Raw genomic sequence first — 13,397 nt, 5'->3', positions numbered from 1 at the left:
GCGAACCCCGAGCGCCTCCCTGGCCTGCGGGGCGTGGGCAGGAACCGCTACCATGGGGATCAGCCCCAAAGATCGGTCGCCCGCGGGAGCACGATGGCACCGCGTGCTCCCCGTCGCCGAACAGGTCGCTGCACATGCCGAACATCCAGGGTGGTTTATTCGCGCGGTCCTCGCGCGCGACCCGCTGGGCGGGAGTCACGCTGGCCCTTGCGCTGGTGTTCTCGCTGACCGCCTGCGGGAGCGGCAACGAGGCCGGGGCCAATGACGAAGGCGGCGAGGCGGCTACGCCGATCGCGGCGGTGGAGCTCCAGCCGCGGGACCTGTCACGCGAGCTGATGGTGTCCGCGCGGGTCGAGCCGATGGCGCGGGTGCGTCTGGCGGCGCGCACCGATGGTGTGGTCGAGGCGGTGCATGTCGAGGAAGGCGACCGTGTGGAACAAGGCGAGACCCTGGTCGAGCTGGACGTGGCCGAGGAACGCGCGGAGCTGGCGCGCGCCGAGGCGCATGCCGAAGAGGCCCGGCTGGAGTATGCGCGCAGTTCCGAGCTGCGCGACGAGGGGATTGCCAGCCGTGCCAGCTACGAGCGGGCTCGCGCCGCGCTGCGCTCGGCCCAGAGCGAGCAGGCGCTGTGGCAGGCGCGGGTGGACTACGGGACGCTCGCCGCCGGGCGCGACGGTGTGATCACCGAGCGGATGGTCGAGCCCGGCGAGGCGGTCGCCGCGCGGGATACCTTGCTGGAACTGGTCGATGTCACCACCTTGGTCCTGCGTCCCGGGGTCTCCGAACTGGACGTACGCGATCTGGTGGTCGGCCAGGATGTGCCCATTCGGCTGGACGCGTTTCCGGATACCGACTATGTCGCCGAGATCCGGCGCATCTTCCCGGTGGCCTCGCCGGCCTCCCAGCAGGTGACGGTCGAGATCGCCCTGCCGACCGAGGCCGCGGAGAATGGCGTGCGTCCGGGCAACCTCGCCCGTATTCGCATGACCGTCGACGATCGCCCGGATGCGCTGGCGGTCCCGGCCGCCGCGATCGGCGAGGACGGCGACCAGCGCTATGTCTACGTGGTGGTGGACGAGCAGCTGGAGCGCCGCACCGTCGAGACCGGCGTGACCCGCGGCCCGTGGACCGAGATCACCGACGGCCTGGAAGCAGGCGAGATCGTGCTGGCGACCAACCCGATCGACATGCGCGAGGGCCAGCGCGTACGCATCGTCGGCTGGCGGGGCTAGAGCATGGCAGCCGACCCGGAGGACCGCCCGCGCGGACGGGTGACCAGTTTCTCCATCCGCCGGCCGGTGGCGATCATGGCGCTGGCCTCGGTGGTGATCGTGCTCGGCATGTTCTTTGTCGATCGCCTGCCGGTGGACCTGTTGCCGCACGTCGAGTACCCGCATATCCGCGTGACCGTGAACCATCCCGGCACCTCGCCGGAGGTGATGGAGGAACAGGTCACTCGCGTACTGGAACGCAACCTCGCGGCGACCGAGAACCTCACGCGCATCTACAGCCGTGCCTCCGAGGGGCGCACCAACGTCAATCTGCTATTCGAGTACGGGACCAACCTGGATCTGGCGCTGCAGGACGCGGCGCGCCACCTGGAGCTGGCGCGCACGCAGTTGCCGGACGACTTCGAATCCCTGCGCCTGTACAAGTACGACCCCTCGCAGGACCCGATCTGGGAGGCGGGGTTTTCCTCCACCGTGCGCTCGGAGACCGCGGTGCGCGACTGGGTGGAACACCAATTGGCGCCGCAGCTGATCGCGATCCACGGCATCTCCTCGGTGGAGGCCTCCGGCGGGCAGGAACGCGAGTTGGAGGTGATCCTCGACCAGGAACGGGTGCGCGGCTATGGCCTGTCGCTGGCCGCGATCAGCGAGACGCTGGCGGACGAAAATCGGGAGGTGGCCGGTGGCTGGGTGACCTCCGACACCTTCGACGTGATGGCCAAGACCGAGGGCCTGTTCACCTCCGAGGCGGACGTGCGCAACGTGCTGATCCCGCTGCCGGGGCCGCAGTCCGCGCATGTGCGCCTGGGCGAGCTGGCCGAGGTGCGCGATGGCCACCGCGTGCAGCGCCTGTTCATCCGCCTGGACGGGACGCCGGCCGCGCGCGTGTCCGTGTTCAAGCTGCCGGACGCCAACACCGTCGAATCGGTGGACTCGGTACGCGCCACGCTCGAACGGCTCGAGCGCTCGGGATTCATCCCCGAGGACATCCAGTGGGAGGTGGTCAGCGACTCCGCGCCGTTCATCCGCGGCGCGGTCAGCTCGGTCGGCACCGCCGCGATCCTGGGGGGTGTGCTGGCGATGCTGGCGGTATTCCTGTTCCTCGGCAGCCTGCGCAAGAGCTTCATTATCGGGTTGTCGATCCCGATCGCGTTGATGGCGACCTTCGCCATGATGGGTCTGGGCGGACTCACGCTGAACATCATCAGCTTGGGCGGTCTCGCGCTGGGGGTGGGGCTGCTGCTCGATAACGCAATCGTGATGCTGGAGAACATCTACCGCCATCGCGACAAGCTCGGGAAATCGCCAGCGGATGCGGCCCATGATGGAGCCGGCGAGGTGGTCTCGGCGGTCATCGCAGGCACCCTGACCAATCTGGCCGCGGTGCTTCCGTTCCTGCTGATCACCGGGATCGGGGCGCTGATCTTCCGCGAGCTGATCCTGACCCTGTCGTTCGCGATCATCGCGACGCTGGCGGCGGCCATCACCCTGGTGCCGATGCTCGCGGCCCTGCTTTCGCGCATCCGCTGGGAGAGTGGGCTGGACCGGACCTGGCTGCTGCGCGGGTTTGATCGCGGGGTGCAGGGGCTGCGCCGGCGCTATCGCCGTCTGCTGCCGAAGGTCCTGCGCCTGCGCTGGGCGGTGCTGGCGGGGGCCGTCGTGTTGCTGGCCGGTGCGGTGCAGATCGGCGGCGAACTGGGCACCGAGTTCCTGCCGCAGGTGGACGATGGCCAGGTCAGCGTGCGCATGGTCCTGCCGCCGGGGACCCCGCCGCACGAGACCGATGCCGCCGCGCGCGATATCGAGGCCGCGCTGGAGGTGCTGCCGCATGTGGAGAGTGTGTTCGCGATGGTCGGCGGGCACCTCGGGGGCGGTGTGGTCAACGAGCGCCCGGGCACCTCCAATATCACTGTGCAGCTTACCCCTGCCGGGCAGCGCGAGATGAGCGCGGGGCAGTGGGTGGCCGAGGCGCAGGCGGCGATGGATGCGCTGGATCTCCCTGGGGCACGGATCACCGTGCGCCCGCCGCGCATCCAGGGCCTGCAGTTCAGCCTAACCGGGGACGACCTTTCGATTGCGGTGGTGGGGGCGGATCTCGTCGAGATGCGCCGCATCGCCCGCGAGATCGCCGGGCGCCTGGAGGGTGTCCGGGGCCTGGAGGGCGTCGAGGTCGGGCGCGAGGACCAGAGCCCGATCCTGCGCGTGCATGTGGATCGCGAGCGGGCGGCCGCGCTGGGCTTGCAGGTGGGCCCGGTTGGGCAGGCGATCCGCGATGCGGTGGAGGGGTCGGTGCCGACGCAGTACGTCCGTGACGATCGCGAATACGACTTGCGCGTGCGTCTGCCGCGGGAGGACGTGCAGGACACGGCGACCCTGGGACGGATGATCCTGTTCCGCGACGGGGCCGACCCGGTGCGGCTGGCGGACGTGGCCGAGTTCGCGATTGGCGAGGGGCCCGCGCATATCGAGCGCGAGAACCAGAGCCGGGTGGTGCGCGTGAACGGCGACATCAACACCGAGGTGAGCGACGTCGGTTCCGTGATGGCCGAGGTCGAACAGCGCCTGGCCGAGGTGGATGTACCCGAGCACTACAGCCTGCTGATTGGGGGCGAGTGGGAGACCATTCAGGAGACCCAACGCGAGATGGCCACGGTGGTGGCGCTCGCCATCTTCCTGGTGCTGGTGGTGCTGGCGGTGCAGTACGAGCGCCTGGCGAATCCGCTGGTGATCGTGGCGGCCGCGCCGTTGTCGCTGACCGGGTTGGTCGCGATCCTGTGGGCGACGGGTACACCGGTCTCTGCCCCGGTGATGATCGGGGCGATCCTGCTGATCGGGGTGGTGGTGAACAACGCGATCCTGCTGGTGGAGTACATCGAGCAGGGCCGCCGACTGCGTGGCCTGAGCCCGGCGCGGGCGGTGGTGGAGGCCGGGGCGTTGCGCCTGCGGCCGATCCTGATGACCACCTTGACCACGGTGCTGGGCATGCTGCCGCTGGCCATCGGTATGGGTGAGGGGGCGGAGATCATGCGCCCGCTGGCACTGACCGTGGTGGGTGGCCTGATCGCCGGGATGATCCTGACGCTGCTGGTGGTGCCCTGCCTGTACCTGGTGGTAAACCGGGCCGCGGAGCGCGTGAAGGAAACACTGGGTGGACGCTCGCGAGCGCCTTCGGATGCCGGGACAATCGGTTAGGATGCCGGCCATTCGGAAAATCATGAAAGACGACGAGGGGAACGGGATGGGTCGAATGATCGGGAGTGGCGTGCTGCTGGCGGTGATGCTGATGGGGGCTGCACCCCTGGCGGCCGACGAGGTACATACCGTTGCGCAGCTGAACCAGGCCCCGGCCGAGCTGGCGGGCGAGGAAGTGCGCCTGGAGGGCATCGTGGGCCGGGTAAACGACGACATCATGGGGCGCAACTTCATCCACCTGGTGGACGGCACCGGCAGCGAGGGCGATTACATCACCATCACCTCCACCGAGCGTCCCGAGGCGGGTGACCGGGTCTCGGTGACCGGAACGCTGATCCTGGATCGCGACTTCGGGGCGGGTTATACCTACCCGGTGATCATCGAGGGTGCCCGCTTCAGCGAACGTTAATTCGGCATGCGCAGGGAGGCGATATGCGAAAGATGAATGAGGCGGCGCGAGTCGGTTGGTTCGTGGCCGTGCTACTGGTGCTCTCCGGCTGTGCATCGACACCGCCGGGGCACGACCTGGCGGAGGAGATCAACGACTATCGCGAGGCGCGCGGGCTGTCGGCGATCCCGTGGTCGCCGACGCTGGCCGAGGTCGCCGAGGTGCACCTGGCCGATATCGAGGCGCATGACCCGGCTGCCCGCGAGTGCTCGCTGCACAGCTGGTCGGATGAAGGGGCATGGACGCCCTGCTGCTACGAGGCCGGTGACTCCGCCTCGGCGCAGTGCATGCGCGACAAGCCGGGCGAACTGACAGGCGATGACTATCCGCATGCCGGATTCGAGATCGTGGCCTGGCGCAGCGAGGCGATGACGGAGGAGGCCGCGCTGGGCATCTGGCGGCGCAGCCCCGCCCACTATGCCGTGCTGGCGAACGAGGGCGTCTGGGCCTCCCGCGAATGGCGGGCGCTGGGGGCGGCGCTGTCGGACGAGCACGCCATCGTCTGGTTCGGCCTGCAGCCGGACCCGGCGGTGGAGTAGCCGCTCAGTCGGCCAGGTGGCGTTTGAGCCACGCGATCTCGTCCGCTGACCTGTCCACGTTTGTCACCGCCTGCCAGGCATCGATGTAGTGCTCGGTGGCATAGACGTGGCCGTAGCCGCGCGGGGCGGCGTCGCCGATCGCGACGTCGACCGCCAGCTGCAACATGGTGATCACCGGGTACCAGGTCAGGTCCGGGGAGACATCCGGGCCGCGCGGAGCCTGCATCCATTCCGGCTGGCGGTACAGGGCCTGGGGCTCGAAGAAGGTGACCGGGTCGCTGGCGTATTGCAGGTAGACGATGCGCATCGGGCCCCATTCGGCGCCGGGGATATCCAGGTGGTTTCCCTGATTGGTGAAGCGCACCACCGAACTGTCGCGAAAGCGCGGCAGCCAGGCCGGCGAGTCGGGTTGGCGCTGGCGCACGATGTCGTGCCAGGTCTCGCTACGAAACGGAGGGCCGGCCCACAGCGCGCCGGAGAACGGGTCGCCGATTACGTCGTACAGGTCTGCCGCCCGCTCGGAGTTCAGCGCCCCGAGGCTCAGGCCATAGAGGTACAGGTCCGGGCGGGCGTCCGGCGGTAGCTGTTTCCAGTAGCCGTAGATCTCAGCGAAGACCGCCTGGGCGGTCTCGTGACCGTATTGCGATTCCGCCATCAGCGACAACCAGCTCGGCAGGTAGGAGTACTGCACGGCCACGGTGGACACATCGCCACCGTGCAGGTACTCGACCGGCTGGATCGCACGGTTGTCCACCCAGCCGCGTCCGGTGGGCGTGGCCAGCACCAGCACCGAACGGTCGAAGGCATTGACCCGCAGCATCTCCTGCAGGGCCAGTCGCGCGCGTTCCTCGATGGTCTCGGCGGCGTTCAGCCCCACATACACGCGGATCGGGTCCAGCGCTCCGTCACCGGTGAAGTCGCTAATCGCGGCGGCGTCCGGGGCTTGGTCGATGAAACGCTGGCCCTGGCGGCCCAGGCCCTCGTCCCAGCTGATCAGCGAGGCCGGGCTGCCGGTGCGGAAGGCCGCGCCCGGCTGCTCCGCCCCGGGGTGTTCGCGTACGTCGAACTGCTGGAAGCTGCGATCGGCGGCGCGCAGGCTGTATTCCAGGATGACCCCGTCGATCACCGCCCAGAACACCCCGGCCGCCACCAGCACGCCAATCACGTTGGACAGCCGGCGCGGGATGAAGCGGCGCAGGTGCCGCGCGAGGAAGCGCACCAGCAACTGGAACAGCCGTGCCACGGCCAGCGTGGCGATGAACACCGCCGCTGCGATCAGCCCCAGGCGTATGGGGAATCCACCGTCCACCGGCTCCTGTTCCATGAGCGCGCGGATGCTGTTCTGCCACTCGGTGGCTTGCCACAGGAAGATCAGCACGATCAGCACGGCCCCGCCGCCGGCGATCACCACCAGGGTGTTGTGGGTGCGTTCGCCAAGCTCCGGCAGCTCCAGGTAGGACCACAGCCAGTGGAAAAACACGCCCACGCCGTAGCCGGCCGCCAGTGAAACCCCGGACAGGATGCCCTGTACGTCATCGGTGCGCGGGATCAGGCTGGGGGTCAGCGAGGCGGCAAAGAACAGCGTGGCCAGGATCAGCCCCGGGATCGACAGCGTCCCGAGGATGCGGTTGGCCCAGGCGGGCCAGATGAAGGCGCGCAGACGGGTTTGCAGGCGGCCGACGACGGACATCGCGTTCGCGCTTCCTTGGCGGAGTGTAGAGGGCCTCCATCCTGTCCGCCCCGCCCGCCGGGTTCAAGTTTGCGCGGCCGAGGGCGGACTGCCGAGCAGTCCCTGGGTGTTGCGTTCTGCTACCTGCCCGTCAGTGCGAGGAGCGCAGCGACGAAGCAATCGCTGCCCGGAGGCACCAGCGTTTCCTTAACGCGCTTCGACCTCTGGTGCTCCGCTGCTTACGGTACTTGTCTATACGGGCTACTCGTCGGTTGCGAGGCGACGGAAGCGGAAGGTGCCTTCGACCATGCGCAGGGCGACGCCGAATAACGCGACCTGCAGCAGGAGTCCGCCGGTCGCTGCGCCCAGCGCGAGGCCGGTGGCCAGCCCCAGTGCCATCAGCAGCATCAGCAACGTGGCGGCGGCCCGGCTGCGCAGCCAGCCGCCCACCAGTGCGAGCAGCGCGACTAGCGTGCCCTCGATCATCGTGGGTGTGTGCTGCACAAGGACGCCCAGCAACACAACCACGACCCCGGCGAATACCAGCACCCAGCCGGCCACGCGCGCCAGGCGCTGGGCCTGCTCGCTGTTCTCGATGGATTGCAGCAGCAGGAGCAGGTCGGCGCCGGCCCCCGCCCAGTGACGCGATCGTGATTCGCTCATGTGTCCACGGTACTACAGGCCCATGACAGCCCGGTGACAAGGGCCGGTTACCGCTTGGCGAGGAGCGACTCGAGATCGAGTGCATCGACCGTGGATGCGCCCGCCTCCGCGCTCTGTACAGCGCCATGATCCGACCAGTGCAGCAGGCTGAGATTGCCGGCGCGATCTTCCACCAGGGCGGTACAGTGCTCGACCCAGTCGCCATCGTTGCAGTAGAGGACGTCACCGAAGGACTCGACGTTCGGCTTGTGGATGTGGCCGCAGATGCAGCCGTCGAATCCGCCCTTGCGCGCGGTCGTGACGGCGGCGTGCTCGAAGCGGCGGATGTACTCGCGGGCGGCATGACTGACGCGGGTCTTAAGCCAGGCGGACAGGGACCAGTACGGGTGGCCGAGGCGGCGGCGGATGCTGTTCAGGTAGCGGCTGCCGCGCAGCAGCAGGTTGTAGCCCAGGTCGCCCAGCCAGTGCACCAGGCGACTATGGCGCACGACGCCGTCGAATTCGTCGCCATGGGTTACGCGAAAGCGGCGGCCGTCGGCCGTCCAGTGCACCAGTTCGCGTTCGATGCGAACGCCGCGGATCTCGGAGCCGACGAAGTCGCGCACGACTTCATCGTGATTGCCGGGGATGTAGATCACCTCGACCCCGTGCAGCGCCAGGGACAGGACCTGCTCGACGACCGCCGCCTGGGTCGCGTTCCAGAAGATGCGCCGGCGCATGGCCCAGAGGTCGAACACGTCGCCGACCATCACCAGACGGTCGCAGTTCACCTGGCGCAGCAGGTCCAGCAGGTATTCCGCGCGGCATTCGCGGGTGCCCAGGTGCAGGTCGGACAGGAACAGGGTGCGGCAATCCAGGGTGGCCATCGGGTACTCCCGCTGAGGCGTGCCGTCAGCATCGCGCGACGGAGTGACTGGCTTGTGGCGAGACGATGACGATTGGGTGATGGAGCGGATCCCGTCAGGGCCAGACGATCAGCAGCCAGATCACGGCGGCATGCAGAAAACCGAGCAGGACCGCGGCGGAGCCCATGTCCTTGGCGCGCGCCGCGAGCTTGTGCTGTTCCGGTCCGAAACGGTCCACGGTGGCCTCGATGCCGGAGTTCAGCACCTCGATGATCAGGATCAGGAACAGGCTTCCGAGCAGCAGGGCCCGCTCGGTCGGGGTTTCGCCAAAGACCAGCGACAGTGGCGCGAGCAGGACCACCAGGATCAGTTCCTGGCGAAAGGCCTCCTCATGGCGAAAGGTCGCCCGCAGGCCGCGCCAGGAGTACACGAAGGCCCGCAAGATGCGGTCAATGCCGGTCGCTCCGCCGTTGGCCATCGTGGTGTTCTCGAAAATGGTTCAGAAGGGGGTCAGTGGGATCGGTCGGAAGCTGGCTGTGGGCCGCGTACCGAGTCGGGAGTGCCCGCCAGGTCCTGATACAGGGCGAGCAGTTGTTCGGCCATGCGTCGGTCGCTCCATTGCTGCACCCAACGCCCGTGCGCCTCGCGCATCGCCCGCTGGAGTTCCGGGTCATCCAGTACCGCGGCGACCCGTTTGGCAAAGGCGGCGGGGTCCTCGGGGGCGACCTCGGCGCCGGATTCCGCAGTCAGGATGTCGATCGTCCCCAGGCGCGCGGTGGACACAACCGGCAACCTGCTGGCCATCGCCTCCAACAGCACTAGCCCCTGGGTTTCGGTGGCCGAGGCAAACACGAAGGCATGCCCGGCGCGGTAGCAGTCAACGAGGGACGTGGTGCGGTCCAAATACCCGCACCAGTGGATGTTGTCCTCCAGTCCCATGCGTTCCGCCTGGCGCTGCAGGCCATCCTTGGCCGGCCCTTCGCCCGCAATCAGCAGCAGGATGTCGGGGCGTCGCTCGCGCAGGTGCTGCAGCATCTGCAGCAGGAAACCAATGTTCTTTTCGAACGCGATGCGCGAGACATGCACCAGCATCTCGCGGCCGTAGGGGATGTCTCGCTCGGCCCGGAACAGGTGTCCGTCGCCCCCGGTCCAGGCCTCCGGGTCGATACCGGTGGGCAGGCGGACAATCGGTGTCTTGACCCCATAGTCCAGTAGTGCCTTGCGCAACGCCGTGGAGGGGGCGATCACCCGGTCGACTGCATTGCATTGGCTGCGCGATATTCGGCGTGCGAAGGCCCTCAGCCAAGTGGCGGGCAGCCACGGCAGGTAGTGCTGCAGGTACTCCTCGAAGAAGGTGTGGTAGGTCTCCACCACAGGTACCTGCCAGCGCCGGGCGAGATTCAGCCCGGCGTAATGAGCCACGAAGGGCGTGTGGATGTGGATCAGGTCGGTACGTTCGATGCCCGCTTCCCGCAGGTACCTCCGGATGAGACCGCCCTTCAGGATGCGATCCTCCGGGTCCACAATCAGGTACCGCGATGGGATGCGGATCAGGTCCGGATCGTCGGGCGCGGGGCCGGGGCGGGCGCCCAGTCCAGGATAGGCCGGGGCCACCAGTGTGACGCGATGGCCCAGTTTCTGAAGTTGTGAGCGGAAACTGTCCAGCGAGGTGGAGACCCCGTTGATCCGGGGGAAGTACACATCGCTCAGCATCAGAATGTGCACGGCGGCACCTGTCACGGGGCTCGAGTCCCGTAGTCTGGGCAAGATGCATGACCGCGTGATGACGCCGTTCTTGCGGAAATATTGCAACGGCAACACGGGTTAATGCTTCTTTGGAGGAGGCGTAATGATTGGTTCGATCGCCGGGGATATCATCGGGTCGACCTTCGAGGTGCGGCCGGTCAAGTCGAAGGACTTCCCGCTATTCGCGCCGGGCAGCCGGTTCACCGACGACTCGGTGCTGACGGTCGCGGTGGCGCGGGCGATCCTGGAGAACGAGGATTACCGCGACCATGTTCATGCGTTGGGGTGGCGCTACCCGGATGCCGGTTACGGGGCGCGCTTTATCGGCTGGCTGCAGGAGGCCGATCCGCAGCCCTACGGGAGCTGGGGCAACGGGGCGGCGATGCGCGTGAGCCCGGTCGGCTTCGCATTCGCCGATGTCGACACGGTGCTGGCCGAGGCGGCGCGTTCGGCCGCGATCTCGCATGATCACCCGGAGGGCATCAAGGGGGCGCAGGCGGTGGCCCTGGCGGTGTTTCTTGCGCGTACGACGGGGGATCGCGAGGTCATCCGCGAGGAGCTCACCCGGCGTTTTGGCTACGACCTCGACCGGTGCCTCGCGGATATCCGGCCCGGCTATGGCTTCGACGTGTCGTGCCAGGGTTCGGTGCCGGAGGCGATCATCAGCTTTCTCGAGGCGGACTCATGGGAGGACGCGGTGCGCAATGCGGTATCGCTGGGCGGTGATGCTGACACCCAGGCCTGCATTGCCGGCGGCATCGCCGAGGCGTACTTCGGCGTGCCGGAGGTGATCCGCACGCAGGCCGAGGCTCGATTGCCGCCGGACCTGCTGGATACCGTCCACGCCTTCCGGCGCCGTTTTCTGGAGTAAAGCGGCTGCCGGTTCCCGCACGTTGCGTGTCCGTGGGTGAAGCGGCGTCCGTCTTGTCTTAAGGTTGCCTCTTTCCGTTGCCCGGAGCGACCGCATGAGCGCGAATCCGAACGCCGCCACCGCCGAGCAGCAGGCCCGCGACGAGGAGCAGGCCCGCCTCGCCGAGGTGCACGAGCGCCTGGCTCGCAACCTGCGTGCGATCGAGGTGCGGCTGCAGGACTACGCCGGCGAGATCCGGGAGCAGAAGCGCTATCTGTGGGACGCGCGCGACGAGATGGACCACATCGAGAAGATCGCGCAACGCGAATCCATCGACCAGTCCGAGCGCAGTGCCGGCAACCTCGCGGACCGGCGGCGCCACCTGCAGAAGCTGCAGCGCTCGCCGTATTTCGGCCGCTTCGACTTCGCCCGCGCCGACGCGAATGCGCCGGAGCCCGTGTACATCGGCGTGCACCACTTCTTCGATGACGCGGCCGGCGAAAACGTGATCCACGACTGGCGCGCCCCGATCGCCAGCCTGTTCTACGACTACGAGACCGGCCCGGTGCGCTTCGAGGCGCCGGAGGGCACGGTGGATGGCCACGTGCACCTGAAGCGGCAGTTCCGCATTGCTGGCGAGCGCATCGAGCTGATGATCGACAGTTCGGTGAACGTGGTCGACGACGTGCTGCAGGACGAGCTCGCGCGCAACTCCGACGAGGGCATGAAGAACATCGTCGCGACCATCCAGCGCGATCAGAACGCGATCATCCGCGACGACGAGGCGCAGGCCCTGATCATCCAGGGCGTGGCCGGCTCCGGGAAGACCTCCATTGCGCTGCACCGGATCGCCTGGCTGCTGTACCGCTACAAGGACACGCTGTCTTCCGAGGACATCCTGATCATCTCGCCCAACGGGGTGTTCGCCGACTACATCTCCAACGTGCTGCCGGAGCTGGGCGAGGAGAGCGTGCGCGAGATGGGCATGGAAGAGGTGGCCGACACCCTGCTGGAGGGGCAGTACCGCTTCCAGACATTCTTCGAGCAGACCGATGTGCTGCTGCAAAAGGACGACCCGGCGCTCAAGCGGCGTATGCAGGTGAAGGCCGCGCCCGAGTTCCTCAAGCAGCTCGATACCTACGCCGCGCAGGTCGAGAAGAACCGCTTTCAGGCGGAGGACGTGTGGATCGCCCGGCGCCTGATCCCGGCCTTCCTGCTGCAGGAGATCTGGGAGCGGCACCCGACCCTGCAGGTGCGCGAGCGCATCGAACAGCTGCTGCGCGAGGTGGAACAGAAGGTCGCGATGGAATACCGCTACGACCTGACCCCGGACAACCGCAAGCAGCTGAAGGAGGGGGTGCGCGGGATGATCCGACAATCCACGCTGCGCGAGACCTACCGCGTCTTCTTCGACTGGCTGGGCGAGCCGGAGCTGTTCCGCAGGGCCGCCGGCGGCCGCCTGGAATACGCGGACGTGTTCCCGCTGATCTACCTGAAGATGAAGCTGGAGGGCATCCGCTCGCCGTACCGCAACGTGAAGCACCTGCTGGTCGACGAGATGCAGGACTACACCCCGGTGCAGTACGCGGTGCTGCGGCAGCTGTTCGATTGCCGCAAGACGATCCTCGGGGATGCCAGCCAGTCGGTAAACCCGTACAGCTCCTCGCACGCCGACCAGATCCAGGCCGCACTGCGCCATGCCAAGAAGGTCTCGCTGAACACGAGTTATCGCTCCAGCTACGAGATCATGGAGTTCGCCCGCCAGATCGTGCCCAACCCCGAGCTGCGCGCGATCGAGCGCCACGACGAAGCACCACGGGTCCTGCGTTGCAAGACGCGTCCGGCCGAGACGGAGGCGTTACGCGGCGAGGTCGAGGCCTTCGGCCAGTCCGGTTTCAACACCCTGGGGGTGATCTGCAAGACGCAGAAGCAGGCCCGGCGGGTGTACGAGGCACTGACAGGTACGCACGAGAAGCTGCAGATCCTGGACGCCGGGAGCCAGCACTTCGGCGCCGGCGTGATCGTGACCACCGCGCACATGGCCAAGGGCCTGGAGTTCGACACCGTGCTGGTGCCGGAGGTCTCGGCCAAGCACTACACCACGGAGCTCGACCGCAACCTGCTCTATGTCGCCTGTACCCGGGCGATGCACCGGCTCGTCCTGACCCATACCGCTGCGCCCAGTGAGTGGCTGCCCGACGCCTGAAGCCCTTGCC

The 13,397-nt window shown here is 67.7% G+C and carries 11 protein-coding genes; 6 read left to right on the top strand and 5 right to left on the bottom strand.

The features are described 5' to 3' along the window. Positions 1-134: 134 nt before the first annotated feature. Genes D578_RS0106975 through D578_RS0106960 form a run of 4 tightly spaced genes read left to right on the top strand, consistent with a single transcriptional unit; the run spans position 135 to position 5,408 of the window. Positions 135-1,232 carry an efflux RND transporter periplasmic adaptor subunit gene (locus tag D578_RS0106975; protein WP_018949253.1) on the top strand — a complete coding sequence of 366 codons (1,098 nt, stop codon included), beginning with the start codon at positions 135-137 and terminating at the stop codon, positions 1,230-1,232. 3 nt (positions 1,233-1,235) lie between these two features. Next, the gene (locus tag D578_RS0106970) at positions 1,236-4,421 is read left to right on the top strand and encodes an efflux RND transporter permease subunit (RefSeq protein WP_018949252.1); all 3,186 of its coding nucleotides are present in this window, start codon (positions 1,236-1,238) and stop codon (positions 4,419-4,421) included. Positions 4,422-4,476: 55 nt separating this feature from the next. After that, positions 4,477-4,830: a hypothetical protein gene (locus D578_RS0106965; protein WP_018949251.1), complete on the top strand. Its 354-nt coding sequence runs from the start codon at positions 4,477-4,479 to the stop codon at positions 4,828-4,830. A gap of 23 nt (positions 4,831-4,853) precedes the next feature. Then, positions 4,854-5,408: a CAP domain-containing protein gene (locus D578_RS0106960; RefSeq protein WP_018949250.1), complete on the top strand. Its 555-nt coding sequence runs from the start codon at positions 4,854-4,856 to the stop codon at positions 5,406-5,408. A gap of 4 nt (positions 5,409-5,412) precedes the next feature. Here the strand turns inward: D578_RS0106960 and D578_RS0106955 are convergent, their stop codons facing one another. The 5 genes from D578_RS0106955 to D578_RS0106935 all read right to left on the bottom strand — a co-directional run bounded on the left by D578_RS0106955 (position 5,413) and on the right by D578_RS0106935 (position 10,298). Further along, positions 5,413-7,098 carry an alpha/beta-hydrolase family protein gene (locus D578_RS0106955; protein WP_018949249.1) on the bottom strand — a complete coding sequence of 562 codons (1,686 nt, stop codon included), beginning with the start codon at positions 7,096-7,098 and terminating at the stop codon, positions 5,413-5,415. Positions 7,099-7,338: 240 nt separating this feature from the next. After that, the gene (locus tag D578_RS0106950; protein WP_018949248.1) at positions 7,339-7,740 is read right to left on the bottom strand and encodes a hypothetical protein; all 402 of its coding nucleotides are present in this window, start codon (positions 7,738-7,740) and stop codon (positions 7,339-7,341) included. Between the two features lie 47 nt (positions 7,741-7,787). After that, on the bottom strand, positions 7,788-8,606 hold the full coding sequence (locus tag D578_RS0106945) for a UDP-2,3-diacylglucosamine diphosphatase (protein ID WP_018949247.1): 819 nt from the start codon (positions 8,604-8,606) through the stop codon (positions 7,788-7,790). A 94-nt stretch (positions 8,607-8,700) separates the two neighbouring features. Further along, on the bottom strand, positions 8,701-9,063 hold the full coding sequence (locus tag D578_RS0106940; protein WP_018949246.1) for a diacylglycerol kinase: 363 nt from the start codon (positions 9,061-9,063) through the stop codon (positions 8,701-8,703). A gap of 32 nt (positions 9,064-9,095) precedes the next feature. Then, complete coding sequence (locus D578_RS0106935; protein WP_018949245.1) at positions 9,096-10,298, bottom strand: glycosyltransferase; 1,203 nt, start codon at positions 10,296-10,298, stop codon at positions 9,096-9,098. 136 nt (positions 10,299-10,434) lie between these two features. Between D578_RS0106935 and D578_RS0106930 the strand changes: the two genes are divergently transcribed. Next, positions 10,435-11,202 carry an ADP-ribosylglycohydrolase family protein gene (locus tag D578_RS0106930; protein WP_018949244.1) on the top strand — a complete coding sequence of 256 codons (768 nt, stop codon included), beginning with the start codon at positions 10,435-10,437 and terminating at the stop codon, positions 11,200-11,202. A gap of 94 nt (positions 11,203-11,296) precedes the next feature. Then, positions 11,297-13,387: a UvrD-helicase domain-containing protein gene (locus D578_RS0106925; protein ID WP_018949243.1), complete on the top strand. Its 2,091-nt coding sequence runs from the start codon at positions 11,297-11,299 to the stop codon at positions 13,385-13,387. The last annotated feature ends 10 nt before the right edge of the window (positions 13,388-13,397 follow it).

This window comes from Thioalkalivibrio sp. ALMg11 (genome assembly GCF_000377905.1).
In the GTDB taxonomy this organism is placed as follows: Bacteria; Pseudomonadota; Gammaproteobacteria; order Ectothiorhodospirales; family Ectothiorhodospiraceae; genus Thioalkalivibrio.
The sequence above is the reverse complement of the archived record's forward strand: the minus strand, read 5'-3'. Positions and strand labels throughout refer to the sequence as shown.